Origin of the sequence: Niallia sp. FSL M8-0099 (assembly GCF_038006945.1) — a bacterium.
Classification (GTDB): domain Bacteria; phylum Bacillota; class Bacilli; order Bacillales; family Cytobacillaceae; genus Niallia; species Niallia circulans.
Genome location: NZ_JBBOWF010000002.1, coordinates 458,111 through 484,851, shown reverse-complemented (window position 1 = coordinate 484,851; position 26,741 = coordinate 458,111). Strand labels below are relative to the sequence as shown.

At 36.6% G+C, this 26,741-nt stretch carries 27 protein-coding genes and 1 tRNA gene; 26 read left to right on the top strand and 2 right to left on the bottom strand.

Going from position 1 to position 26,741, the window contains the following annotated elements; genetic code table 11:
• Positions 1 to 19 precede the first annotated feature (19 nt).
• The 12 genes from ppaX (at position 20) to trxB (ending at position 11,266) form a co-directional block, all read left to right on the top strand.
• Positions 20 to 673, top strand: a complete 654-nt coding sequence (gene ppaX, locus NSQ92_RS17310) for a pyrophosphatase PpaX (protein WP_095258577.1) — start codon at positions 20 to 22, stop codon at positions 671 to 673.
• Positions 670 to 1,203 carry an acyltransferase gene (locus NSQ92_RS17305; protein WP_061800355.1) on the top strand — a complete coding sequence of 178 codons (534 nt, stop codon included), beginning with the start codon at positions 670 to 672 and terminating at the stop codon, positions 1,201 to 1,203. The genes ppaX and NSQ92_RS17305 overlap by 4 nt, the downstream gene beginning before the upstream one ends.
• Positions 1,204 to 1,499: 296 nt before the next feature.
• The gene (locus tag NSQ92_RS17300) at positions 1,500 to 2,684 is read left to right on the top strand and encodes an ATP phosphoribosyltransferase regulatory subunit (RefSeq protein ID WP_341153293.1); all 1,185 of its coding nucleotides are present in this window, start codon (positions 1,500 to 1,502) and stop codon (positions 2,682 to 2,684) included.
• A complete protein-coding gene (gene hisG / locus NSQ92_RS17295; protein WP_047943767.1) occupies positions 2,681 to 3,325 on the top strand; it encodes an ATP phosphoribosyltransferase in 645 nt (214 codons plus the stop codon). Before NSQ92_RS17300 ends, hisG begins: the two co-directional genes overlap by 4 nt.
• A 19-nt stretch (positions 3,326 to 3,344) precedes the next feature.
• Positions 3,345 to 4,613, top strand: a complete 1,269-nt coding sequence (hisD, locus tag NSQ92_RS17290; RefSeq protein ID WP_341152983.1) for a histidinol dehydrogenase — start codon at positions 3,345 to 3,347, stop codon at positions 4,611 to 4,613.
• 41 nt (positions 4,614 to 4,654) lie between these two features.
• Positions 4,655 to 5,242, top strand: coding sequence for an imidazoleglycerol-phosphate dehydratase HisB (gene hisB, locus NSQ92_RS17285; protein WP_095258582.1), 588 nt, complete (start codon positions 4,655 to 4,657; stop codon positions 5,240 to 5,242).
• The gene (gene hisH / locus NSQ92_RS17280) at positions 5,243 to 5,866 is read left to right on the top strand and encodes an imidazole glycerol phosphate synthase subunit HisH (protein WP_341152982.1); all 624 of its coding nucleotides are present in this window, start codon (positions 5,243 to 5,245) and stop codon (positions 5,864 to 5,866) included.
• A gap of 5 nt (positions 5,867 to 5,871) precedes the next feature.
• Positions 5,872 to 6,597, top strand: coding sequence for a 1-(5-phosphoribosyl)-5-[(5-phosphoribosylamino)methylideneamino]imidazole-4-carboxamide isomerase (gene hisA / locus NSQ92_RS17275; protein WP_047943771.1), 726 nt, complete (start codon positions 5,872 to 5,874; stop codon positions 6,595 to 6,597).
• 26 nt (positions 6,598 to 6,623) lie between these two features.
• Positions 6,624 to 7,382 (top strand): imidazole glycerol phosphate synthase subunit HisF, encoded by a 759-nt coding sequence (gene hisF / locus NSQ92_RS17270; protein ID WP_047943772.1) that lies wholly within the window; start codon positions 6,624 to 6,626, stop codon positions 7,380 to 7,382.
• Positions 7,379 to 8,020 carry a bifunctional phosphoribosyl-AMP cyclohydrolase/phosphoribosyl-ATP diphosphatase HisIE gene (gene hisIE, locus NSQ92_RS17265; RefSeq protein WP_047943773.1) on the top strand — a complete coding sequence of 214 codons (642 nt, stop codon included), beginning with the start codon at positions 7,379 to 7,381 and terminating at the stop codon, positions 8,018 to 8,020. Before hisF ends, hisIE begins: the two co-directional genes overlap by 4 nt.
• Before the next feature lie 196 nt (positions 8,021 to 8,216).
• Entirely contained in the window at positions 8,217 to 9,734 is a 1,518-nt protein-coding gene (locus NSQ92_RS17260; RefSeq protein ID WP_095258585.1) for a tetratricopeptide repeat protein, read from the top strand.
• Between the two features lie 581 nt (positions 9,735 to 10,315).
• Positions 10,316 to 11,266 (top strand): thioredoxin-disulfide reductase, encoded by a 951-nt coding sequence (gene trxB / locus NSQ92_RS17255; RefSeq protein WP_251688335.1) that lies wholly within the window; start codon positions 10,316 to 10,318, stop codon positions 11,264 to 11,266.
• Positions 11,267 to 11,533: 267 nt separating this feature from the next.
• Here trxB and NSQ92_RS17250 read toward each other — a convergent pair whose 3' ends face one another.
• The gene (locus NSQ92_RS17250) at positions 11,534 to 12,487 is read right to left on the bottom strand and encodes a nuclease-related domain-containing protein (protein WP_341152981.1); all 954 of its coding nucleotides are present in this window, start codon (positions 12,485 to 12,487) and stop codon (positions 11,534 to 11,536) included.
• Between the two features lie 169 nt (positions 12,488 to 12,656).
• On the opposite strand from NSQ92_RS17250, the gene NSQ92_RS17245 reads away from it, so the two are divergent.
• The 5 genes from NSQ92_RS17245 to NSQ92_RS17225 all read left to right on the top strand — a co-directional run bounded on the left by NSQ92_RS17245 (position 12,657) and on the right by NSQ92_RS17225 (position 16,394).
• Positions 12,657 to 13,115, top strand: coding sequence for an NUDIX hydrolase (locus NSQ92_RS17245; RefSeq protein ID WP_047943777.1), 459 nt, complete (start codon positions 12,657 to 12,659; stop codon positions 13,113 to 13,115).
• Positions 13,116 to 13,136: 21 nt separating this feature from the next.
• Positions 13,137 to 14,009: an RNase adapter RapZ gene (gene rapZ, locus NSQ92_RS17240; RefSeq protein ID WP_047943778.1), complete on the top strand. Its 873-nt coding sequence runs from the start codon at positions 13,137 to 13,139 to the stop codon at positions 14,007 to 14,009.
• Positions 14,006 to 14,962 (top strand): gluconeogenesis factor YvcK family protein, encoded by a 957-nt coding sequence (locus NSQ92_RS17235; protein ID WP_047943779.1) that lies wholly within the window; start codon positions 14,006 to 14,008, stop codon positions 14,960 to 14,962. The genes rapZ and NSQ92_RS17235 overlap by 4 nt, the downstream gene beginning before the upstream one ends.
• Before the next feature lie 66 nt (positions 14,963 to 15,028).
• Positions 15,029 to 15,973, top strand: coding sequence for a DNA-binding protein WhiA (gene whiA / locus NSQ92_RS17230; RefSeq protein ID WP_047943780.1), 945 nt, complete (start codon positions 15,029 to 15,031; stop codon positions 15,971 to 15,973).
• A gap of 172 nt (positions 15,974 to 16,145) precedes the next feature.
• The gene (locus NSQ92_RS17225) at positions 16,146 to 16,394 is read left to right on the top strand and encodes an HPr family phosphocarrier protein (RefSeq protein WP_047943781.1); all 249 of its coding nucleotides are present in this window, start codon (positions 16,146 to 16,148) and stop codon (positions 16,392 to 16,394) included.
• Between the two features lie 127 nt (positions 16,395 to 16,521).
• Here the strand turns inward: NSQ92_RS17225 and clpP are convergent, their stop codons facing one another.
• Entirely contained in the window at positions 16,522 to 17,124 is a 603-nt protein-coding gene (gene clpP, locus NSQ92_RS17220) for an ATP-dependent Clp endopeptidase proteolytic subunit ClpP (RefSeq protein ID WP_047943782.1), read from the bottom strand.
• Between the two features lie 319 nt (positions 17,125 to 17,443).
• Here clpP and NSQ92_RS17215 point away from each other — a divergent pair.
• The 9 genes from NSQ92_RS17215 (at position 17,444) to NSQ92_RS17175 (ending at position 26,688) form a co-directional block, all read left to right on the top strand.
• Positions 17,444 to 17,515, top strand: a tRNA-Arg gene (locus NSQ92_RS17215).
• A gap of 571 nt (positions 17,516 to 18,086) precedes the next feature.
• Positions 18,087 to 19,103 carry a sugar-binding transcriptional regulator gene (locus NSQ92_RS17210; RefSeq protein WP_047943783.1) on the top strand — a complete coding sequence of 339 codons (1,017 nt, stop codon included), beginning with the start codon at positions 18,087 to 18,089 and terminating at the stop codon, positions 19,101 to 19,103.
• Positions 19,104 to 19,157: 54 nt separating this feature from the next.
• Positions 19,158 to 20,168 (top strand): type I glyceraldehyde-3-phosphate dehydrogenase, encoded by a 1,011-nt coding sequence (gene gap, locus NSQ92_RS17205; RefSeq protein ID WP_047943784.1) that lies wholly within the window; start codon positions 19,158 to 19,160, stop codon positions 20,166 to 20,168.
• Between the two features lie 112 nt (positions 20,169 to 20,280).
• Complete coding sequence (locus tag NSQ92_RS17200; RefSeq protein WP_047943785.1) at positions 20,281 to 21,465, top strand: phosphoglycerate kinase; 1,185 nt, start codon at positions 20,281 to 20,283, stop codon at positions 21,463 to 21,465.
• Between the two features lie 34 nt (positions 21,466 to 21,499).
• Entirely contained in the window at positions 21,500 to 22,261 is a 762-nt protein-coding gene (tpiA, locus tag NSQ92_RS17195) for a triose-phosphate isomerase (protein ID WP_047943786.1), read from the top strand.
• Positions 22,254 to 23,789, top strand: coding sequence for a 2,3-bisphosphoglycerate-independent phosphoglycerate mutase (gpmI, locus tag NSQ92_RS17190; RefSeq protein WP_047943787.1), 1,536 nt, complete (start codon positions 22,254 to 22,256; stop codon positions 23,787 to 23,789). The genes tpiA and gpmI overlap by 8 nt, the downstream gene beginning before the upstream one ends.
• Before the next feature lie 25 nt (positions 23,790 to 23,814).
• A complete protein-coding gene (eno, locus tag NSQ92_RS17185) occupies positions 23,815 to 25,110 on the top strand; it encodes a phosphopyruvate hydratase (protein WP_047943788.1) in 1,296 nt (431 codons plus the stop codon).
• Positions 25,111 to 25,465: 355 nt separating this feature from the next.
• Positions 25,466 to 25,699: a preprotein translocase subunit SecG gene (secG, locus tag NSQ92_RS17180; protein ID WP_031540682.1), complete on the top strand. Its 234-nt coding sequence runs from the start codon at positions 25,466 to 25,468 to the stop codon at positions 25,697 to 25,699.
• Positions 25,700 to 25,944: 245 nt separating this feature from the next.
• The gene (locus tag NSQ92_RS17175; RefSeq protein ID WP_047943789.1) at positions 25,945 to 26,688 is read left to right on the top strand and encodes an alpha/beta hydrolase; all 744 of its coding nucleotides are present in this window, start codon (positions 25,945 to 25,947) and stop codon (positions 26,686 to 26,688) included.
• The last annotated feature ends 53 nt before the right edge of the window (positions 26,689 to 26,741 follow it).

Here is a 26,741-nt window from a genome sequence, read left to right as displayed (position 1 = left end):
ATGGAAAGGAATGTTTAGGTTGACTGGAAAGATTAATACAGCATTATTTGATTTGGATGGAACGCTAATAAATACAAATGAATTAATTATTTCCTCCTACTTACATACATTAAATCATTATTACCCAGGAAAATATAAACGAGTTGATGTCATTCCTTTTATGGGACCACCATTATTGGAAACATTTGAGTCGATTGATAAAATGCGTGCTCCAGAAATGATGGCAATGTACCGCTCTTATAATATTGCGAATCACGATAAGATTGTTACGATATTTGATGGTGTGTACGATGCTATGAAAGAATTAAAGCAAAGAGGCTTTAAGCTGGCAATTGTATCAACGAAACTTTCCGATGTAGTGGAAATGGGCTTGAAATTGACGAAGCTAGATGAATTTTTTGATGTAGTGGTTGCTTTAGATCATGTAACAAAAGCTAAACCAGATCCCGAGCCGGTTCTTCTTGCTCTTGAAAAATTAAAGGCTTCCCCTAGCGAAGCGATTATGGTTGGAGATAATAAACACGATATTTTGTCTGGGAAAAATGCAGGTACTTTAACAGCGGGTGTTGCTTGGACGCTAAAGGGGAAAGAATTTTTGCAGGCATATAATCCTGATTATATTTTTGAGAATATGAAAGACATCCTTTCTATTCCTGAAGTACAACAAACATGAGAAAAACGACGAGATATCCGGTTAGTGGATCAAATTCCTTATGGCATGTTTATAAAACAGTTCCGTTTTTGAAAGTAATTAAAAATTTTATTGTTATTCAGACAGCAAGATATATGCCTTTTTTGAAAGTGAAAAATTGGATGTACCGAAAGCTATTAAAAATGCGGGTGGGAGAACAAACCTCCTTTGCTTTAATGGTAATGCTTGATATTATGTTTCCAGAAAAAATTAAGGTCGGCAAGAATAGTGTCATAGGCTACAATACCACTATTCTTGCCCATGAATATTTAATAGAGGAATATAGGCTAGGAGAGGTTGAAATTGGCGATGAAGTCATGATTGGCGCCAATACCACTATTCTTCCAGGTGTGACAATTGGTGACCGTGCGATTGTATCTGCAGGTACATTAGTACATAAGGACGTCCCGGCAGGAAGCTTTGTTGGGGGAAATCCGATGCAAATCATTTATACCGCAGAACAAATGGAAGAACGTAAACGAAATGAGCCTTCCTATGTTTTAGATGAATAAATAGAATACCTATCTGTCCATTATTTCAAGAATAAGTTTCTAGGAGTAATGAAAAGATAGGTCTTTTTTAAAATATCAGAATAAATAAAAAATAAAGAGGGGTATAACAATAAATGGAATTTATCGAAAGAATTATATAAGGAATTTATTAGTCTTGGATTTTTTAGAAAGATCTAATAAATGAAACTTTTCTCTTGACCTCGAATCAGACGAAGAGTACACTAAAAACAACTCTTTAATTTGGTAGTATATTAGCGAACTAAAGCATTCGGAATTTTAAAACACGAGGTGTAATGATGAGTAGCTTATTTATGTTTGAAAAGCCATTAGGCATGAGAGATACATTACCAGCGATTTACGAAAGAAAATATAAAGTAAAACAAAAAATAGATACAGAAATTAAAAAATGGGGTTATCAATTTATTGAAACTCCGACATTAGAATACTATGAAACAGTCGGCACAGCCTCCGCTATTTTAGACCAGCAGCTTTTTAAATTATTGGATCAGCAGGGACATACACTAGTTCTTCGCCCAGATATGACCGCGCCAATAGCAAGAGTAGCGGCATCTAAGCTTCTATCAGAAGATTTGCCATTACGCCTTGCCTATAATGCGTCCGTGTTTCGAGCACAGCAGCGGGAAGGCGGCAGACCGGCGGAGTTTGAACAAATAGGTGTTGAATATATTGGCGATAAAACCATTAGTGCGGATGGAGAAGGAATTTCTCTACTTATTTCCTCTCTTCAACAAGCAGGAGTGAAAAACTATCAAGTTTCGGTAGGACATATTGGCTTTGTCCAATCATTTTTCCAACAAATTCTTGGAACAAAAGATAGAGTGGACAGTTTAACCAAGTATCTATATGAGAAAAATTATGTCGGCTATCGTCAGCATGTAGAACAGCTTGCTTTATCAAGTATTGATAAACAGCGCTTAAATGACTTCTTAACGCTTAGAGGAAAAGAAGAAGTGATTAACCTTGCCTATCAATTAATGGAAGGAGATCAAGGTATAAAAGCAATCGATGACTTAAAACAGCTAAGGGACATTCTCATAGATTACGAAGTAGCAGATAGAGTGACATTTGATTTATCACTTGTCAGTCATATGAGCTACTATACTGGCATTGTATATGAGGTATATGCAGAAGGAGTGGGCTTTCCCATTGGAAGTGGGGGCCGGTATGATTTGCTATTAGAAAAATTCGGCAAAGACACTGGAGCAACTGGTTTTGCTATTCGAGTGGATCGACTATTAGAAGCATTAGGTAGGGTGGCAAAAACGACCATAATCGAATGTATTTTATTTAGTAATGAACGCAGAAAAGAAGCGTTTCTATTAGCACAAGAAAAAAGGCGTGCTGGCATCCATGTCATTACGCAAGATATTAATGGAGTGAAAGATGTAGATGCCTGTACAAAACAGTATAGTGAAATCACACTATTGGTCGGGAAAAAAGGGGTGGAGGTGATCAAATGAATGACATGCTAACTATCGCAATGCCAAAGGGAAGAATTTTCGAAGAGGCAGCTGATTTATTAAGAGATGCAGGCTTTCGTTTACCAGCAGAGTTTGACGACTCCCGGAAATTAATTATAGAGGTTGAAGAAGAAAACTTCCGCTTTATCTTGGCTAAGCCTATGGATGTTCCTACCTATGTGGAGCATGGAGTAGCAGATTTGGGGATTGCAGGAAAGGATGTCATGCTTGAGGAAGAAAGAGACGTATATGAATTGCTAGATTTACATATTAGTGCCTGTTATTTAGCAGTAGCAGGGCTTCCTCATACAGAACTGAATGAAATTGCTCCTAGAATTGCGACAAAATATCCTAATGTGGCAGCAGCCTATTTTCGTGAACAAGGCTCTCAAGTAGAAATTATTAAGCTGAATGGTTCCATTGAGCTTGCACCAATTATCGGCTTAACAGATCGAATTGTCGATATTGTTTCGACAGGAAAGACACTCGCTGAGAATGGCCTGATTGAATACGAAAGAATCGTAGATATTACTTCAAGATTAATTGTCAATCCTGCAAGCTATCGATTGAAGGACAGACGAATTAGTGAATTAGTAGAGCGGCTTCAGCCAGTAGTAAAGTCGAAACAAAGTGTGAAATAACGAATAAGGAGTATTCTAGATGAGAATTGTGACAGATATTGAGAATATTAGTTTAAAGCGCTCTGTTGATGCAGGTACGGAAGAACAGCGAAAAGCGGTCCGGGAGATTATGGGAGAGGTAAAAAGAAGTGGTGATCAAGCTTTAATTGAATATACAAAAAAATGGGATAAAGCCGAATTGACATGTCTTCGGGTGAAGGAAGAAGAGGTAGCAGCTGCTTACAATCATGTAGAAGAGGAAATGGTTTCAATTATAAAAGAGGCAGCCGCAAATATTAAAGAATACCATCAAAAGCAGCTGAAAACCTCATGGGATTTTACCCAAGACAATGGCTCCGTTCTTGGTCAACGGATTCTCCCATTAGATTCCGTTGGTGTTTATGTTCCAGGGGGAACAGCAGCTTATCCTTCGTCTGTATTAATGAACGTCATTCCAGCATTAGTTGCAGGAGTTCAGCGGATAGTTATGGTATCTCCACCGAATGAAAATGGAATTCTTCCTAGTGCTGTCTTAGTAGCAGCTGATATTGCTGGGGTAAAGGAAATTTACAAAGTGGGAGGCGCTCAAGCTATTGCAGCATTAGCGTACGGCACGGAATCAATTGAGAAAGTTGATAAGATTGTCGGCCCTGGAAATATCTTTGTTGCCCTTGCAAAAAGAGAAGTTTTTGGCGATGTTGCTATTGATATGATTGCAGGACCAAGTGAAATTGCCATTATAGCTGATGAAACAGCAAGTGCCAAAGAAATTGCTGCAGACTTATTATCACAGGCAGAGCATGACGAAAGAGCTTCCTCTGTTCTTGTTACTACTTCTATTTTATTAGCTGAAGAGGTCTCTCAAGAAGTGAAGCAGCAGTTAAATGATTTACCACGTAAGGAAATAGCGGAAAAATCAATTGACCAATATGGATTAATAGTAGTTGTAGAAACATTGGATAAGGCTGTCGCAGTCATCAATACCATTGCGCCAGAACATTTAGAAATCCTAACAAAGAATCCATACGATATCCTCGAACATATCCGTCACGCAGGATCCATTTTTATAGGAAGATATAGCTCAGAGCCAGTCGGAGATTATTTTGCTGGAACAAACCACGTTTTACCGACAAATGGAACAGCAAGATTCTCCAATCCACTAAACGTAGATGATTTCCAAAAGAAATCAAGTATCACTCATTATAGTGAAGCAGCATTTAAAGAAAACGCCCATAAAATAGTCAAATTTGCCCGCTTAGAAGGATTAGAAGCTCACGCAAGAGCAATAGAAGCGCGATATGATGATTAGACGCTAGTTGAAAGACCTACATAATAAAAGGAGGAAGGAAAATGGCAAGGACGGCTGCAATTAGTAGAAAAACAGGTGAGACGAACATTCAGTTATCGTTTAATGTAGACGGAGAAGGAGTTTCTGAACTAGATACAGGTGTACCATTTATGAATCATATGCTCGACTTATTTACCAAACATGGCCAATTTAATTTAACAGTCCAAGCGAATGGAGATATTGAAGTAGATGATCACCATACGACAGAGGATATTGGGATATGTTTAGGATTGGCTATTAAAGATGCGCTTGGAGATAAAAGAGGGATTAAACGCTATGGGAATAGCTTTGTGCCGATGGATGAAACATTAGCACAAGTGGTTATCGATTTAAGCAATAGACCTCATTTAGAATTCCGAGCAGAGTTTCCAAATGATAAAGTAGGAACCTTTGATACAGAACTGGTACATGAGTTTCTCTGGAAACTAGCGTTAGAAGCTAGAATGAATCTTCACGTTATTTTGCATTATGGGAAAAATACTCATCATATGATCGAAGCAATCTTTAAAGCAATGGCACGAGCATTAGATGAAGCAACAACAATTGACCCTAGAATAAAGGGGATTCCTTCCACGAAAGGGATGCTGTAAATGATCGGAATTATTGACTATGGAATGGGGAATTTGTTCAGCGTAAGTAAAGCGTTAGAAAGATTAGATGCTCCCTATTTTATTTCAGAGGATAAAGATAGATTACTTCAGGCAGATGCATTGATTCTTCCAGGCGTAGGAGCGTTTAAAGATGCAATGGAAAAATTAAAGAAGACGGGCCTATCTGAAATGATTTCTGTATTTGTTGATAGTGGGAGGCCTTTGTTAGGCATTTGCTTGGGGATGCAGTTATTGTTCGAATCAAGTGAGGAGTATGGATATAGTGAAGGGTTAAATTTATTACCTGGAAAAGTGGTTCGCTTTCCTGGCATTACAGGTGATGGTACTGCCTATAAAGTTCCTCATATTGGCTGGAATAAGCTGCATTTTAAAAGAGAGTCTTTAGTCACACCTGATTTGAACGATGATTTCGTTTATTTTGTGCATTCTTATTATGCAGAAACAAAAGAAGACGTTATTATAGCAAGCTGTTCCTATGATAAAGAGGTTCCAGCAGTAGTAGGAAGAAACAATGTGTTTGGCATGCAATTTCATCCAGAGAAAAGTAGCAAATTGGGAATGCAATTATTAAGCAACTTCGCAAATTTAATACAGAAAGGATAAACAAGATGACCTTTACTTTATATCCAGCCATTGATATGCGAGGCGGAAAGTGTGTTCGTTTACTGCAAGGGGATTATGAAAAAGAAACTATTTATGGAGATTCACCATTTGATATGGCAAAAAGCTTTGTAGACCAAGGTGCGAAGTGGATTCATATGGTTGATCTAGATGGTGCGAAGGACGGCAAGAAAGTAAATGATCAATTTGTCATTGATACAGCAACAAAATTAGGGGTAAAAGTGCAAATTGGTGGCGGTATTAGGAAAGAAGAAGATATTGTCCATTACCTTGAGAATGGGATAACAAGAGTAATAATTGGCAGTATCGCTGTTTCACAGCCAGACTTTGCGATCAAGATGATCCGCAAATATGGAAAGGGAATAGTGATAGGTATCGATGCAAAAAATGGATTTGTTGCGACACATGGTTGGCTGTCCACTTCAGAAGTAAAAGCAGTAGAACTTGGAAAACGCTTTGCAGATGCTGGGGCGGAAACTTTTATTTTTACGGATATTGCAACAGATGGAATGCTAAGTGGACCCAATGTTAAAGCGATTGAAGAAATGGCTCTGATAACGAAAAAAGAAGTGATCGCATCTGGCGGAATCAGCAGTATACAAGATTTGAACCAACTAAAGGAAAGCGACTCTAAAGGTGCCATTATTGGTAAAGCATTATATGAAAAAAGATTCACGCTCCGAGAGGCTTTAGAACGATTGAATGGGAAGTAACTGGATATGGTGAGAGGAGTTTATTAATGTTAACGAAGCGAATTATTCCATGTTTAGACGTAAAAGAGGGACGTGTGGTCAAAGGAATTCAATTTGTTCAATTAAGAGATGCGGGGGATCCCGTTGAATTAGCGCGTTTCTATGATGAACAAGGAGCAGATGAGCTTGTATTTCTCGACATTTCTGCATCACATGAAGGTAGAAAAACAATGGTGGAGGTAGTAAAAGAAGTTGCATCCGAGCTTGCAATTCCTTTTACTGTTGGAGGAGGAATAAACTCCCTAGAAGATATGAAGAAGATTCTGCGGGCTGGTGCCGATAAAGTATCTTTAAATACAGCAGCAGTGTTAAATCCTGCTTTGATTGAAGAGGGAGCTAATTTTTTTGGATCTCAATGTATCGTTGTTGCCATTGATGCTAAATATGATACTGAGCTTGGTACATGGCGTGTCTATACCCATGGTGGAAGGAAACCAGTAGATAAGGATGTAATCACATGGGCAAAAGAGGCTGTTGCTTTAGGAGCAGGAGAAATATTATTAACAAGCATGGATACGGATGGGGAGAAGAAGGGATTTAACTTAGCATTGACCAAAGCGGTAAGTGAGGCTGTTTCTGTTCCAGTAATCGCTTCTGGAGGAGCCGGCAACGCCGCACATTTTGAAGAGGCATTTAAAGATGGCAAAGCTGATGCTGCACTTGCGGCTTCCATTTTCCATTATAAAGAAACATCTGTTTTGGAAGTGAAGAGCTATTTAAAGGAAAAAGGAGTGCTTGTAAGATGATATTAGATGAATTGAAATTTGATGAAAAAGGATTAATACCTGCTGTCGTACAGGATGTTGTGACAAAAGAGGTGTTAACCCTGGCTTATATGAATAAAGAATCATTAGAAAAATCCATGAGCACCGGAGAGACATGGTTTTATAGCAGGTCTAGACAGGAATTATGGCATAAAGGAGGAACAAGTGGAAATACACAATCTATTGTAGAAATAAAATACGACTGTGATCAAGATGCATTAGTAGTACTGATTCAACCGAATGGACCCGCTTGCCATAATGGAACAACAAGCTGTTTTGTAGACAGTATGTATCAAAACAAAGAAAGGGATGTAACTTCAGCGGACTATCAAATTCTTGCTAACTTAGAAAAAGTTATTGAAGAAAGAGATATTAAGCGCCCAGAAGGTACCTATACAACGTATCTATTTGAAAAGGGAGTAGATAAAATTCTCAAGAAAGTTGGCGAAGAAGCCGCCGAAGTTATTATTGCTGCAAAAAATCGCGACTCAGAAGAATTGAAGTGGGAAGCATCTGACCTTCTTTACCATTTATTTGTCTTATTACGAGAACAAAAACTTCCATTTTCTGAGATTTTGCAGGTGCTAGAAGCGCGCCATGAAGAAAAGACAGGGAAGTAAGCAAACTAGAGAATGGTTCATCTAGAGGGCCGCTCTCTTTTCCACACATGTCTCTTTTATTTAAATTCTCTCCTCTAAAAGTTTTTCCAAAAAGGCATTGACTCTTCTCGGATTTGTATTTAGTATGGTATACTTGTTGAGTTAATAGGAACTTTATAATGCAGCTTGATAAGGGAACATATATATTGGAGGATTTATGAATAAAAACTCAGATAGAGTACAACCAGTGGGTAAACTTATTACATTTAATCCTACAGGCGAATTTTATTTTAACAAAGGAATTAAGGCATATCATCAAAGAGATTATTATAAATCCCTTAAATATTTGCAAAGAGCACTGGCGTTAGAACCGGGAGAACCAATGATTGCATGTCAGCTTGCAGTCGTTTATGCAGATATTGGAGAATATCAAAAATCTAATGAACTTCTCCATGTTATTATTGAAGAATTAGATGAGGACATGGTTGAGTGTTATTATTTCCTAGCGAATAATTACGCCCATTTGGGATTTTTTAAAGATGCATATTATCATGCAAAACTATATTTAAGTTTAGATAAAGATGGGGAATTTGTAGAGGATACGGAAGATCTTATGGAAGTGTTATCTCTTGAATCAGAGGAGCTCGAGGAAGAGGAAGCTAACGAGGAAGAAGATCTTATTACAAGACAGGAACAGGCAAGGGCTCTGCTTGAATCTGGTAACTTTGCGCAGGCTGTGGAAGCTTTAACAAAGGTTATTCAAGATTATCCAGAATATTGGTCAGCATATAACAATTTAGCGTTAGCACACTTCTACCTAGGACAATCGGAAAAGGCCAGTGAGATTTTGGAGCATGTTTTAACGAATAATATCGGAAACTTACATGCTTTATGTAATAAACTTGTATTTGCTTATTATCAAAATAACGATAGGCATGTGAAAGAAATGGCTGCTATATTAAGAAAAATCAACCCTATTTCTATTGATCATCAGTTCAAACTAGGGACCACTTTCGCACTTATTGGTGAATATGATACAGCCTATTTCTGGTTGAAGAAGATTTATAAACAAGGATTTCAGGGAGACGGTTCTTTTTACTATTGGTTATCTTACGCAGCTTATTACACAGGAAATAAGCAAACGGCAAAGAAAGCATGGAAAAAGGTAATGGATATTCATCCTGAAAAAGAAGGACAAGAGCCTTGGAATAATTTGGAATATACAATCAATGGATTTGAGGAGCATGTAAGCTCCATTCTCAAAAGATTTGAAAGCAGCCATGCTGAGGAGCGAATGTTTGCTACTTTTTTAACTTCAATATCTTCTCAAAAAGATAAGATTCTGTCTTCTTCTGTTTTTCAGCAACAGAATGTTTTTACACAAATAGAAAAAGATTATCGTGATTTTGTGAAGAATGGCACTGAGATAGAGGATCCATTCTTATATGTTGCACATCATACAGCCGAACAAATTTATACCAACTATCATCCAATTGGTACGGAAGAAACTAGTTTATATTTATTATGGTTTTCAGCTGTCATGGAAATGCAAACAGCTGGAGCTTTATTTAAAAATTGTATTGCGAGTGCAGCTGCTATTGACTATCTGTGGAGTCAATCTCGCGAGAAGAAAAAAACTCAGCAAGAAATTGCTAATCATTATGGACTTTCTACCTCTACTTTACAAAAATATATAAAATCAATGAAGAATTTTATGCAGCCCATCTATAGCTAAGATTCCATTATTTTGATGTTTTATGCATTTATTGAATAAATAGTAGTAAGAAGCAGTTAGGAATTGGACTGCTTCTTTTTTATAAGCTTTTAAAAAGCCTAATTAAATATATAATAAAAACAGTTATAATTAATCTATGTGATGTTTGATATGAAGTTTTCCATATAAGTAAAATACAAGATGTAGAGTGCCATACATTTCATCTGGAATATGGATGTAATACAAAGAGTGAAACCAAACCAATTAGTGACATTTTATCTCCTCGTTTTAAGAGTAATTTTTAAGTAAAAAGGAGAATTAAAAATAAAAATTGGGGAATTTTTAAATTCGGCATGATGAAGAACTAGATTTATTAAAACCAAATTGGGAAAATAATAAAAAGGCATATAGTGATAAAGAAATCAAGAAGAAAATGAGGCAAAGAAATTAAAGAACTTATTATAACTATTTATGAGCAGATATTTGGACGGATAAGAGATTGTTTTATAGGATAGTAATAGATAATCATACTTATAATAATAAATGGACAATGTGGATTCTAATAGATGCATTGGGTAGTTAATGGAAAAGGAGTTTTTGAAATGACGGAAGAAAAAATTTATGATGTTATTATAATTGGAGCAGGACCAGCTGGAATGACAGCTGCCGTATATACATCTCGTGCTAATCTTTCTACATTAATGATTGAAAGAGGAATACCAGGCGGGCAAATGGCAAATACAGAAGATGTAGAAAATTTCCCTGGATTTGAAAGTATCTTAGGACCAGATTTATCCAATAAAATGTTTAATCATGCGAAAAAATTCGGTGCAGAATACGCATATGGTGACATTAAGGAAATAGTGGACGGAAAAGAATATAAAACAGTTAAGGCTGGATCAAAAGAATTTAAAGCAAGATCTATTATTATCTCAACAGGAGCAGAATATAAAAAAGTTGGAGTTTCTGGGGAAAAAGAATTAGGTGGACGCGGCGTATCTTATTGTGCTGTTTGTGACGGAGCATTCTTTAAGAATAAGCGATTATTCGTCATTGGAGGCGGAGATTCAGCTGTTGAAGAAGGGGTATACTTAACTCGTTTTGCTTCCCAAGTTACCATTGTGCACAGACGTGACGAATTAAGAGCACAGAAAATCCTGCAAAAAAGAGCGTTTGATAATGAAAAAGTGGACTTTATCTGGAACCATACCATTAAGTCCATTAATGAAAAAGAGGGCAAAGTTGGCAGTGTGACACTTGTTTCAACAGTAGATCAGACCGAGCAAGAATTAGAGGCAGATGGTGTCTTTATATACATTGGCATGGTACCATTATCTAAACCTTTCGAAAGCTTAGGAATTACCAATGAAAATGGTTATATTGAAACGAATGACCAAATGGAAACGAAGGTGCCTGGAATTTTTGCAGCTGGTGATATTCGTGAAAAAACACTTCGTCAAATTGTTACAGCAACAGGAGACGGAAGTATCGCAGCGCAAAGTGCACAGCACTATGTAGAAGAGCTGGCTGAAGAGCTAAAACAACAAGCATAAGAAAGTGTCATTACGTTTTAATTGGAATGTAACAGTAGTGAAACATAGTTAGGGTATCATAGAAATAGAAATTGACCCCCTTTTAAGATATATTTTTTAGCATAGGCTCAAAAATGGAGCCTATGCCTTTTTTTATGGATTTTGCTCGATTTAGGCTTTGGCTGATAAATGTTATTTTTCGCGAATAACTGGAATGTTTTCGCGAATACTTTGTGTATTTCGCGAATTTAAGAGGTAATTACGCGAATATAGTGTAATAACTGCTACTTATTCCAAAAAATCTTTTGTCGGGTAATAAATTCTTCCTCGATTTTCACCTGTATAAGGTAATTTCATCGAGACAAGAAGTCGATTAGCGGTATCTTTGGAAGAAATATGGACAAATTCACGAAATTCCTTACTGGTTATAGAAGGTTTGATTAAAAGGAAATAATCTTCCACTGCTTTAATATGGGCTTTTCTATCAAATGTGGAACAGGATGGACAAAACCAGCTGCGCTTTTTTCTAACCATTGCAAATGCCATGCAATGTGGACACTGAACGCCTGTTATAATATCCTCTTTGCTTAAATTGTATTTTTCCAATACATTAGTATGATCTGGAGTGTGATGCTTGCGCAGGAATTTGGAGATTTTGCGAAGGTTTTTGTCATCGAGAATATTTCCTTTGTATTTTCTTTGTAATTGATCCCATTTTTCAAGAAAACTATGACTGTGGAAAACATGATTTTTTATCGAGGGATTCCCTTTTATTATAGTAGAAGGTTTGGATATAATAACGATTGGCTCGATAGGAGGAATAGGAAAGTGGCGTTTTTGTAAGAATGATTCTAGTTGGTGCTTTAATCTTTTTACTTGAGAGATGGGATCCAGGTAACCCTCTTCTTGATTATTTCGTGTTCGGGTAAATTGGTTTAAGTTTGTATCAAATAGTAATGTGCCTAAATAGTTTTTACAATCAATAATAATAAAAAAGCAATGTGTCAACAAGAGATAGTCGATTTGGAAATAAGATTTTCCATCGTATAAACGAAGGTTATGAATAATAAAGCAATCTTTCTCAGGGATAAAATCGAGATAATAGGTTAGATGCTTTTCTCCTTTATAGCCCCGTAAATAAATCGAAACATCTTTTTTGATGGCCGAATGTTTATCTCCGCGTTTTAAGAGTGCTTCTAATTTTCTTAACTTTAAATCCTTTTTAACAAGGTTAACATACAAAAGTACCCACATCCTTTTCTAAAGATATATAATCATTTCTCTGTCAGGAATAAAGAATCCTTCATAATTGGAAAAGGCAATTGATTGTGGGGGCATGACAATAATAGTATAATAAAAGGAATGGATAAAAAGCAGTGCCTACATATAGAGAAAATTGGGGTGAATAATTTTGCAACGTGTGACGAATTGTTTGTTACTTAAAGATAATAAAGTCTTATTGCTACAAAAACCAAGACGTGGCTGGTGGGTAGCGCCTGGCGGAAAAATGGAGCCGGGAGAGTCTGTGAGAGATTCCTGTATTCGTGAGTATAGAGAAGAAACAGGTATTTATTTACGAAATCCTAACATCAAAGGAATTTTTACCTTTATTATTAAAGAGGGAGATAAAATTATATCGGAGTGGATGATGTTCACCTTTTTCTCTACGAATGCAGATGGTGTCAATGTAGACGAATCAGCTGAAGGGAAAATTGTCTGGCACGATTTAGATGATGTGAAAAATTTGCCAATGGCTGAGGGCGATTATCATATTTTAGATTACATGATCCATGGAAATGGAATAATCTATGGAACATTTACTTATACACCAGATTTCGAATTAATTAGTTACCGATTAGATCCAAGCTAAAGATTTATAGGGGGAATTAAAATGGAACCACAAGTCGTAATCATCACAGGAATGTCAGGAGCAGGAAAGACAGTTGTTATTCAAAGCTTTGAAGACTTAGGTTTTTTTTGTGTGGACAACTTACCACCTACACTTTTACCTAAGTTTCTCGAACTTATGAAAGAGTCGGAGAATAAGATGAATAAGGTTGCTCTTGGGATGGATTTGCGGGGGAGAGAATTTTTTGATGATTTGTTTACTGCATTAGATGATTTGGCAACTTCCTGGGTTGTTCCCAAGATTCTTTTTCTTGACGCTGATGACAGCGCCCTTGTTAGAAGATATAAGGAGACTAGAAGAGTTCATCCCCTTGCACCGGCTGGGCTTCCTTTAGAAGGAATTAAATTGGAACGAGAATTGTTAGAAGAACTCAAAGGGAGAGCACAAATTATTTATAATACATCACAAAGCTCTCCGAGAGAACTACGCGAAAAGATTTTAAAAGAATTCTCTGTTAATAAACAATCTATCTTTACTGTAAATGTGATGAGTTTTGGATTTAAACATGGACTTCCTATTGATGCGGATTTAGTATTTGATGTGCGTTTTTTACCAAACCCTCATTACGTTGAGCATATGAGACCAAAAACTGGATTAGATGTAGAGGTATCTAGTTATGTATTGAAATGGACGGAAACAGGCCAATTTTTAGAAAAAGTCATTGATTTATTAACATTTATGCTGCCCCAATATAAGAGAGAAGGAAAATCGCAGCTTGTTATTGCGATTGGCTGTACCGGGGGACAGCATCGATCTGTTGCATTAGCTGAGTATATCGGCCATCATTTTGAAAAAGAATATAATATTGCTATTGCTCACCGTGATATGGAGAGGAGAAAGGACCAACAGGCATGAGTGAAAAGGAACAGCCAAGAATTGTAATCATCGGAGGAGGAACTGGCCTTTCTGTGCTTCTGCGTGGATTGAAAAAGTATCCAGTAGATATAACGGCAATCGTAACAGTAGCCGATGACGGAGGAAGCTCTGGAAGGTTAAGAGAGGACCTCGATATCCCTGCTCCTGGAGACGTTCGTAATGTGTTAGCCGCGTTATCGGATGTCGAGCCCTTAGTGGAGGAAATGTTTCAACATCGCTTCACGAATAGCAAGGATTTAGATGGACATTCATTAGGTAATTTAATCTTAGCTGCCATGACTTCCATTACTGGTAATTTTACCTATGCGATTCAAGAAATGAGCAAAGTACTTAATGTTCGTGGTAAAGTATTACCTGCGACTAGTCATAGTGTTATCTTAAATGCGGTAATGGAAGATGGAACGGTAGTAGTGGGAGAATCTAATATTCCGGAGGCTGGGAAAAAGATAAAGAAAGTTTTCCTTACTCCCGAAGATTCTGAGCCGCTTCCTGAAACGATACATGCTATCGAGCAAGCCGACTTAATTGTGATGGGGCCTGGAAGCTTATACACTAGTATCTTGCCAAACTTAGTAGTTCCAGAAATCAAAGAGGCAGTCCGAGAAGCGAAAGCAAAAAAAGTTTATGTGTGCAATATAATGACACAAGCAGGAGAAACATCCGATTATACGGCGAGTGATCATGTGAAAGCATTATATGAACATGTAGAAAAGCCATTTATTGATACAATAATCGTGAACAAAACGAATATTCCTGCAAATATACAACAAAGATATGATGAAGAAAAAGCAAAGCCTGTAGTTTTTGATATTAATCGGCTGGAACGGATGGATTTGGATGTAATAGCTGGTGATATCATTAAGCTTGATCAAGGTGTTATTCGCCATAACACACTAGAAGTGGCGAAAATTCTCTATTCAATTATTGATTGAAGGAAGAGTAACTTTTTAGACAAGGTATTGGAAAAATATGCTCCGAGTCTATAAGGGGGGAAGGACATGTCTTTTGCTTCAGAAACTAAAAAAGAATTAACAACAATTGAAGCCAAAAATTGTTGTGGAAAAGCAGAATTATCAGCACTAATTCAAATGAATGGGACACTTTCCTTTTCTAACCAGAGGCTAGTTGTAAATATCCAGACAGAGAATGCAGCTATCGCAAGAAGAATTTATACTCTAATAAAAAGGTATTTTGATATCCCGGTTGAACTATTAGTCCGCAAAAAAATGCGTTTGAAAAAGAACAATGTCTATATTGTGCGCATTTCTAATCAGGGCAAAGAAGTGCTTGAGGAACTGAGTATACTTAAAGAAGGTTTTGTGTTTACTCATGAAATCTCACCAGACCTAATTAAGAAAAAATGCTGTAAACGATCTTATTTACGCGGAGCCTTTCTAGCAGGAGGTTCGGTTAATAACCCAGAAACTTCTTCATACCATTTGGAAATTGCTTCTTTATATAAAGAACATATTATCGCGCTCAGTGATTTAATGAATACATTTGGATTAAAAAGCAAGACGCTAGAAAGAAAAAAAGGTTTTATTGCTTATTTAAAGGAAGCAGAAAAAATCACCGAATTTCTTAATATTATCGGAGCCCATGGAGCACTTCTTCGTTTTGAAGACATTCGAATTGTGAGAGATATGAGAAATTCAGTTAACCGCTTAGTCAATTGCGAGACGGCTAATTTAAATAAGACAATCGGGGCTGCATTACGACAGGTTGAGAATATTCGTTATATTGATAAAACAGTTGGCTTACAAATTCTACCTGATAAACTTAGAGAAATTGCAGAACTTCGAGTTGCCTATCAAGATGTAACTTTAAAAGAATTAGGAGAAATGGTGTCATCTGGTAATATCAGTAAATCTGGCATCAATCACCGTCTAAGAAAAATAGATGAAATTGCCGATGCACTTCGTCGTGGAGAAAAAGTCAATTAATAAAAATGGATAATATATCAAGTAAACGATATATATTATCCATTTTTATTTTTTAGAATTATTATCAGAAAAATTATTCTAAACTGAATATTATTGGAGGTGAATCGAGCAAAAATTTCCTTTTCCTTGTATAATAGATATATTACTACATTGATGAAGGGGAGGATGTTCGATGGTAGAGCAAGAGATTACAGTGGACTTAAAATCTGGACTTCAAGCACGACCCGCAGCTTTATTTGTTCAAGAGGCAAGTAACTATTTATCTGAAGTGTTTATTGAAAAGGATGGAAGAAGAGTGAATGCAAAGAGTATCATGGGGATAATGGGTTTAGCCATTCATTCAGGAGCAACAATAAAATTAATAGTTGATGGCAGCGATGAAGTGGAAGCGCTTCAGAATTTAAAAGGATTATTAAAGTAAAGCTGTTTAATATGTAGAATACTCTCCTAATAAAAAAGGCTGTTCCAAATAGGAAGATTTTATAGAGGATATCATCTATAGAAATCTAATTTGGAACGACCTTTTTTAATTATTAAGAGTTCTTTTATTAATTTTTCTTGTCTTCAAGAGAATTACGACTGATAACATGGTCAACTAAACCATATTCTTTTGCTCTTTCAGCAGTCATAAAGTTATCGCGTTCTGTATCTCTTGCGATTACCTCCATTGGTTGACCAGTTCGCTCAGATAAAATACCGTTTAATTTATCGCGTAGGAATAAGATACGTTTAGCAGCAATCTCAATTTCAGTTGCTTGACCTTGTGCTCCGCCAAGTGGTTGGTGAATCATCACTTCACTATTAGGCAATGCATAACGTTTACCTTTTGCACCAGCAGCAAGTAAGAATGCACCCATAGAAGCAGCCATACCAATACAAATTGTTTGGACATCCGGCTTAATATACTGCATTGTATCATAAATTGCCATACCTGCAGTGATGCTTCCACCAGGGCTGTTGATATAAATAGATACATCTTTTTCTGGATTTTCTGTTTCTAAGAATAAAAGCTGTGATACGATAGAGTTAGCAACATTATCATCGATAGCACTGCCAAGCATAATAATACGGTCTTTTAATAAACGAGAGTAGATATCGTAAGCACGTTCTCCTCTATTTGTTTGCTCAATAACTGTAGGAATTAAATTCATTTAAAATCCTCCTTTTTAATATCTGTTCGTAAAGCATAAGTATTTGTTTCTTCAGAAAGATGCAAAACATCTAAACTGTATGTATTCCTAATGATACACGGATGGTCAATTAAGGTCAAACGTTAAAGCTTGATTCCCTGAAAATATCATTCGACATCTTTTTCATTATTGGAGATATAGAAAGCTATTATCAAATACCATCCCTTTATTCCGGTTACAATCCTTTCTCCATGATACCCACTGCACCTTTTTTTAAACATCTTCTATTGCAATAAACGGAAAGTTCGCTTATAATATGAAAGCGTAACTTTAACATAATGCCCTCGTGGTGCAACGGATAGCACGTAAGATTCCGGTTCTTAAAATGGGGGTTCGATTCCCTCCGAGGGCGCTAAGCATTCCTGTAAAAGGGTTTATCTAAATTTTTGGGGGCATTCATCCAATTATTTAGATAGACTCTTTTTTCAATCAGTTAACGCTCTTTTCAGATTTATCCTTTCCTAATTAATATTCTACCCTTTTTGGTTTTGCAGATAAATCAGAAGTATGGATGATATTCCCATAATTAAGGCTGAAAACTCTAATTTGTGGCTAATCCTCAGCGTTACTGCTAAAATCAACAAACTTTATCCGATTTCGTATCATGATGAAAGTTATTCTCATAAAATGATTAGTATAGTAAATGAAGGCTTTTCTTATAAAGAAAGCATATTTAAAGGTATATTTTCTTAACAAATCAATAACATGAATAATAATTAGTTTTTTCCAAATAATATGAAAAGATAGAACGACACTTTTTCGCCAAATTTAACAAAAAATAGACACTTATCAGTTGAATTCATACTATACTGGTGTTAGAATTGTTCTTGTAGCAAGGAATTATTTTTTTGTAGTACCCGGGACGGAAAATGTCTATGTGGGACTTCTGACGACCACTGTAAGTGAAGGAGCGCATCAAAAGCATGGTTTCATTTATTGAGATTCAAAAAAGATTATTACCAGATTTACTTACAGTTATGCAAAAAAGGTACTATATTCTGCAGTATATCAAGAATATGCAGCCTGTCGGAAGAAGAAGTCTGGCAGTGAGCCTAGGACTGACCGAAAGAGTCTTGAGAAGTGAAGTCGAGTTTTTAAAGGATCAGCAGCTTATACATATTTCAAACATCGGCATGACAGTCACTTCGATAGGGGAAGAAGTATTGGAAAGTCTTTCCAGTGTAATGAGGGAAGTAACGGGTATTAACGAAATGGAGCAGCTGCTGCAAAGAAAACTAGGTATTAACCGAGTTATCATTGTAGCTGGGGACAGTGATCACTCTCCATGGGTAAAAAAAGAATTAGGACTTGCCACAGCAAATTGTATGAAATCTCTTCTAAAGGGAAATAATATCATCGCAGTTAATGGTGGGACTACTATGTCCTCTGTTGCAGAGGCACTGACACCTAGTATTGCAGATGGAGAATTATTATTTGTCCCTGCACGTGGTGGAATAGGAGAAGATGTTAAAAATCAGGCAAATACAATTTGTTCCATGATGGCAGATCATACTGCATCTAAACATCGAGTTTTATACGCTCCTGATGAGGTCAGCGAAGAAATGTACAAAAGCATTTCCACAGATCCTCGTATAAGCGAAGTATTAAAACTCATTCGTTCCGCAAATCTTTTAGTTCACGGCATTGGCGAGGCGCTTACAATGGCGAATCGCAGAAATACCAGCAAAAGTGATCTAGAAAAGATTAAAAATGCAGAAGCTGTTGGCGAAGCATTTGGGTACTATTTTAATGAAGATGGAGAAGTTGTCCACAAGGTTCAAACAATTGGCCTTAGACTGGAAGACTTATCTACTGTACCTAATATCATCGCAGTAGCAGGTGGAGCATCGAAGTCAAAGGCTATTCGTGCTTATCTAAAAGAAGCACCAACTTCAACTATTTTAATAACAGATGAAGGAGCCGCAAAAAAGTTGATATAATGGGAAATCCCTTTATATATTTAATACTCTTAAAATTAGAGGAGGAAATTTACAATGACAGTAAAAGTAGGTATTAACGGTTTTGGACGTATCGGACGTTTAGCATTCAGAAAAATCATGGAAAACCCAGAATTAGAAGTGGTTGCAATCAATGATTTAACTGATACTAAAATGCTAGCACATCTTTTAAAATATGATTCATCTCAAGGAACTTTCCAAGGTGAAATCGAAGTACACGAAGGTTACTTCTTAGTAAATGGTCAAAAAGTTGTTACAACTGCTGAAAGAAACCCAGCTGATCTTAAATGGGGAGAACTTGGTGTAGATACAGTTATCGAATCTACTGGTTTCTTCACAACAAAAGAAAAAGCAGAAGCTCACATTCAAGCAGGTGCTAAAAATGTAGTTATCTCTGCTCCAGCAACTGGCGAAATGAAAACAGTTGTTTACAATGTTAACCATGATGTTCTTGATGGAACTGAAACAGTTATCTCTGGTGCTTCTTGTACTACTAACTGTCTTGCTCCAATGGCACAAGTTCTTCAAAATAAATACGGTATCGTATCTGGTTTAATGACTACAATCCATGCTTACACTGGCGACCAAAACACTTTAGATGCTCCACATCCAAAAGGTGACTTCCGTCGTGCTCGTGCAGCTGCTGAAAACATTATTCCTAACTCAACTGGTGCTGCAAAAGCAATCGGTTTAGTATTACCTGAACTACAAGGTAAATTAGACGGAGCTGCTCAACGTGTTCCAGTTAAAACTGGGTCATTAACTGAGCTTGTAACTGTTCTTGATAAAAAAGTTACAGTTGAAGAAATCAACGCTGCAATGAAAGAAGCTGCTAACGAATCTTTTGGTTACACTGAAGAAGAGCTTGTTTCTTCTGATATTATCGGAATTAGCTACGGTTCATTATTCGATGCAACTCAAACAAAAGTTATCACTGTTGGTGATCAACAACTTGTTAAAACAGTTGCTTGGTATGACAACGAAATGTCTTACACTAACCAATTAGTAAGAACTGTTAAGCACTTTGCACAACTTGCAACAAAATAATTTCCCTTTATAAATGGAATTATGTGCGAGTTAATAAGCACCCCCTTTAATCTAACAGCGGAAACAACTTTGTTTCCGCTATTTTAAAAATATGCAGTGGAGGGTACCTATAATGAACAAGAAAACAATTCGTGATATTGATTTAAAAGGGAAAAAAGTATTTGTTCGTGTTGACTTCAATGTACCGATGAAAGATCAACAAATTACGGACGAAACAAGAATTCAAGCAGCACTTCCAACAATTAAGGAATTAGTTGAGAGTGGTGCAATTGTTATTCTAGCAAGTCACTTAGGACGTCCAAAAGGTGAAGTTGTAGAAGAGCTGCGTTTAACTCCTGTTGCAAAACGCCTTTCTGAATTACTAGGGAAAGAAGTTGCGAAAGCAGATGAGTCATATGGTGAAGCTGTTAAAGCACAGATCAGCAAGTTATCAGAAGGGGATGTAATCCTTCTTGAAAACGTACGTTTCAATGCTGGTGAAGAAAAAAATGATGCAGAATTAGCAAAACAATATGCAGAGCTTGCAGATGTATTTGTAAATGATGCATTTGGTGCTGCACACCGTGCCCATGCTTCAACAGAAGGAATTGCTCATTATATTCCAGCAGTATCTGGATTATTAATGCAAAAAGAACTAGATGTTCTTGGCAAAGCTTTATCCAATCCTGACCGTCCGTTCACAGCAATCATTGGGGGAGCGAAAGTTAAGGATAAAATTGGTGTAATTGATAACCTTCTTGATAAAGTAGATAACTTAATTATCGGCGGAGGCTTAGCTTATACTTTTGTTAAATCTCTTGGCCATGAAATTGGTAAATCTTTATTAGAAGAAGATAAAATCGATCTTGCTAAATCTTATATGGAAAAGGCAAAAGAAAAAGGCGTTAAATTCTATATGCCTGTTGATGTTATCGTTGCAGATGATTTCTCAAATGATGCAAACATCAAAGCTGTTTCTATCGAAGAAATCCCAGCTGATTGGGAAGCATTAGATATCGGACCTAAAACACGTGAAATCTATGCAGATGTTATTAAAAATTCTAAATTAGTAATTTGGAATGGACCAATGGGTGTGTTCGAATTAGATGCATTCGCAAATGGTACAAAAGCAGTAGCTGAAGCACTTGCTGAATCTCAAGATACATATTCAGTAATTGGTGGTGGAGATTCTGCAGCAGCAGTTGAGAAATTTGATTTAGCAGATAAGATGAGTCATATTTCTACTGGCGGCGGTGCTTCATTAGAATTTATGGAAGGTAAAGAACTTCCAGGGGTAGTGGCTTTAAACGACAAATAATATCTTTATAGATATGCATGAAAGGATGTTTAACATGCGCAAACCAATTATTGCGGGTAACTGGAAAATGAACAAAACGCTTCCTGAAGCTGTTGAGTTTATCCAAGAAGTAAAAGCATCTGTTCCATCAAGTGAAAAAGTGGATACAGTTGTTTGTGCGCCTGCGTTATTTTTAGGACAATTAGTAGAATTAACTGATGGCACAGATGTAAAAATCGGTGCACAAAATATGCATTTCGAAAAAAATGGTGCATTCACTGGCGAAATCAGCCCAGTTGCATTAGAAAATATCGGTGCAAAATATGTAGTACTTGGACATTCAGAGCGTCGTGAGTTCTTTAATGAAACAGATGAGTCTGTTAACAAAAAGACAATCGCTGCATTTGAAAATGGTTTAACTCCAATTGTTTGCTGTGGGGAAACACTAGAGCAAAGAGAAAATGGCGAAACAAATGACTTTGTTGCAACTCAAGTAACAAAAGCACTTAATGGTTTAACTCCAGAACAAGCAAAAGCAACAGTTGTTGCATATGAGCCAATCTGGGCAATTGGAACAGGTAAATCTTCTACTTCTGCAGATGCAAACGAAGTATGTGCACATATTCGTAAAGTAGTAAGTGAACAATTTTCACCAGAAGTTGCAGAAGAAATCCGTATCCAATACGGTGGCAGCGTTAAGCCTGAAAATATTAAAGAATATATGGCGCAGCCAGATATTGACGGAGCATTAGTAGGCGGAGCTAGCCTAGAAGCTCAAAGCTTTTTAGCTTTATTGGAGGCAGGTAAGAATGAGTAAATCTCCAGTAGCTTTAATCATTTTAGATGGTTTTGCTTTAAGAAGCGAACGCATGGGTAATGCAGTAGCACAAGCAAATAAGCCTAATTTCGATAAATATTGGAATTCTTATCCTCATGCTACTTTAGTAGCCAGCGGGGAAGCTGTTGGTCTTCCAGAAGGACAAATGGGTAACTCTGAAGTTGGACATTTGAATATCGGTGCCGGCCGGATCGTATATCAAAGTTTAACAAGAGTGAATCTGTCTATAAGAGAAGGCGAATTTTACAAAAACGAAACTTTTGTTAATGCAATTAAGCATGTAAAAGAAAAAGGCAAAAATCTTCATTTATTCGGATTATTATCCGATGGTGGAGTTCATAGCCACATTGAGCACATGTTTGCACTTCTTCGATTAGCTAAAGAAGAGGGAGTAGAAAATGTATACATTCACGGTATCTTAGATGGTCGAGACGTCGGTCAAAAGACTGCTGAAAAATACATTAAAGCTACACAAGAAAAAATCGCTGAATACGGTGTAGGCGAATTTGCTACTATTTCTGGACGCTACTATTCTATGGATAGAGATAAGCGTTGGGACCGAGTAGAAAAATCATACCGCGCAATGGTATATGGAGAAGGACCAGCATATTCCGATCCATTACAGGTAGTGGAGGATAATTACAATAACGGAATCTTTGATGAGTTCGTGCTTCCATCTGTTATCACAAAAGAGAACGGCGAACCAGTTGCAACGATTGAAGATGAAGATGCTGTAATTTTTTATAACTTCCGTCCTGACCGTGCTATTCAAATCTCAAATACATTCACAAATGAGGACTTCCGTTCATTTGATCGTGGAGAAAAACATCCAAAAAATCTTTACTTTGTATGTTTAACTCATTTTAGTGAAACAGTAAACGGGTATGTTGCATTCAAGCCAACAAACCTTGATAACACTTTAGGGGAAGTTCTTGCACAAAATGGCTTGACTCAGCTTCGTATTGCGGAAACGGAAAAATATCCACATGTTACATTCTTTATGAGCGGTGGACGTGAAGCAGAGTTCCCTGGTGAAAAACGTATTTTGATCAATTCACCAAAAGTAGCAACTTATGATTTAAAACCTGAAATGAGCGCATATGAAGTAACAGATGCGCTATTGAAGGAAATTGAAGCAGATAATTTTGATGCAATTATTCTAAACTTCGCAAACCCTGATATGGTTGGGCACTCCGGAATGCTTGAACCAACAATCAAAGCGATTGAAACAGTGGATGAATGTTTAGGAAAAATTATCACTTTAATTGAACAAAAAGGTGGTAAAGCTATTATCACTGCTGACCATGGTAACTCTGATGAAGTGGTAACACTTGAAGGAAAACCAATGACAGCACATACAACAAATCCAGTACCTGTTATCGTAACAGATAAAAATGCTGAATTACGTACAGATGGTATTTTAGGAGATTTAGCTCCTACAATGTTAGATTTATTAGGTGTAGAAAAGCCAGCAGAAATGACTGGAACATCTATTATTAAAAAATAAGATATTTTAAAAGGAGAGAAAAATTATGCCTTATATTCAACAAGTATATGCTCGTGAAGTATTAGATTCACGTGGTAACCCAACAGTAGAAGTAGAAGTATTAACTGAATCAGGATTCTTTGGTCGTGCACTAGTTCCATCTGGTGCTTCAACTGGTGAATACGAAGCAGTTGAATTACGCGATGGTGACAAATCTCGTTACCTTGGTAAAGGTGTTCTTAAAGCAGTAGAAAACGTAAACGAAGTAATTGCTGAAGCAATTATCGGTATGGACGTTACAGATCAAGTTGGAATCGACAGAACAATGATCGAACTTGATGGTACAGAAAACAAAGGTAAATTAGGTGCTAACGCAATCCTAGGTGTATCTATGGCTGTTGCACATGCTGCTGCTGAAGTAGTAGGTCTTCCATTATACCGTTACCTTGGTGGATTCAACGCGAAGCAATTACCAACTCCAATGATGAACATCATCAACGGTGGTTCTCATGCTGATAACAACGTTGATTTCCAAGAATTCATGATCTTACCAGTAGGAGCTCCAACTTTCAAAGAAGCTCTACGTACTGGTGCTGAAGTATTCCATGCATTAAAAGCAGTTTTACATGCAAAAGGTTTAAACACTGCTGTAGGTGACGAAGGTGGATTCGCTCCAAACCTTGGTTCTAACCGTGAAGCATTAGAAGTAATCATCGAAGCAATCAAAAAAGCTGGATACGAGCCTGGTAAAGATGTATTCTTAGGTATGGACGTTGCTTCTTCTGAGTTCTACAACAAAGAAACTGGTAAATACGATCTTGCAGGAGAAGGCCGTACTGGTTTAACTTCTGAAGAATTAGTAAGCTTCTATGAAGAATTAGTTAACGAATTCCCAATCATCTCTATTGAAGATGGTTTAGATGAAAACGACTGGGAAGGTCACAAATTATTAACTGACCGTATCGGTTCTAAAGTACAACTAGTAGGTGACGATTTATTCGTTACAAACACGAAAAAATTAGCTGAAGGTATCGAAAAAGGAATTGCAAACTCAATCCTTATCAAAGTTAACCAAATTGGTACTTTAACTGAAACTTTTGAAGCTATCGAAATGGCTAAACGTGCTGGTTACACAGCAGTAGTTTCTCACCGTTCTGGTGAAACAGAAGATGCTACAATCGCTGACATCGCGGTTGCTACAAACGCTGGTCAAATCAAAACTGGTTCATTATCTCGTACAGACCGTATCGCTAAATACAACCAACTTCTTCGCATCGAAGACGAGCTTGGCGAATTAGCAGTATACGATGGTCTTAAATCTTTCTACAACCTTAAAAAATAAGGAAGTAAAGCCTGTCTTAACTTGATAAACACTCTAGCTTTAGGAGTTTTCCTTTAAGCTAGAGTGTTTTTGTTATAGTTGAGAATGTGCTTTTGTTAGGAGAGATGGAGTATCCATTAGCTAGCTGGATACCTGAAGAAGGGAACAGAGAGTCATTCTCTCTACTCGTAAACATAACAGACATAAAAACGAAATACCTATATCCTTTTTAAGAGACTTCTCAATCATTATCTACTATCCCAAAGTGTATTCTACTAATTATTATGACAAAGAGGCGACATACTATTGTGACAAAACATAAAATATGATACATTTAAATTAATGTAGGTTGGTTTTAATGGAGGTGTTTGATATGATACACACAGTTTTGATTACTTTATTGATTATCGTTGCGATTGCATTAATCGTAGTAGTACTTCTTCAAAATGGTAAGAGTGCTGGACTATCTGGAGCAATTTCTGGTGGTGCAGAGCAGTTATTTGGTAAACAAAAAGCACGTGGTTTAGAATTAATCCTTCACAATGCAACAATCGTTTTAGCAATTTTATTCTTTGTCTTAACGATTGCAGTTAGTTATTTTGATCTATAATAACGAAATTCGGTATAGATGAAAAAAACCTGGCCAAGAAAGGTCAGGTTTTTTTTCGGAAAACAAGTGGAGTTGTACATAAATAAGATTTATAAAGAGCTATAGGAAGGTGTAATCATATCACTGGATTCTTTCTTTTCTTTTTTACTAAAATAAAAGGATAGTTCTTTTTCGAATAAATTGGTCACTTTATATTATAGAATAGGGCGAAGGAGAAAATAATAAGACAAAGGAGCGTTTATCTAATGAAAATAGTAGAACAGAAACCATTAACTTTTAAAGGAGATAATAAACGTGCAGTGCTTTTATTGCATGGCTTTACGGGAAATACATCAGATGTACGCTTACTTGGCAGATATTTAAATACAAAGGGCTACACTTGCTATGTACCTTTATATAAAGGTCATGGGGTACCGCCAGAGGAATTAGTGGAATACGGTCCAAAGGATTGGTGGAAGGATGTCACGGAAGGATACCAGCATTTAAAGGAGATGGGGTTTGAAGAAATTGCCGTCGGAGGTCTTTCTTTAGGAGGGGTATTTTCCCTTAAATTAGGTTACACTGTACCTGTAAAGGGTATCGTAACTATGTGTGCTCCAATGTACATTAAAAGTGAAGATGTTATGTATGAAGGCGTACTTGAATATGCTCGTAATTATAAGCAGCGAGAGAAGAAATCAGAAGAAGTTATTGAGCAGGAAATGGCTCAATTTAAGCCAATGAATACATTAAAGGAATTACAAAATTTAATCAAAGAAGTAAGAGAATCGGTTGATCTTATTTATTCACCAGTTTTTGTTATTCAGGCACGACATGATCAAATGATTGATACAAATAGTGCGAATATCATATATGAAGAAGTGGAATCGATTCAAAAAGATATTAAATGGTATGAAAACTCTGGACATGTTATTACACATGATAAAGAAAAAGAAAAAGTTTTTGAAGATTTCTATCAGTTTTTAGAAAAACTAGATTGGAATGAATAAGATGTAAAGGAGGTTTTTTGTTTGGAAGATATAATTAAGGAAAATGTCGAGAA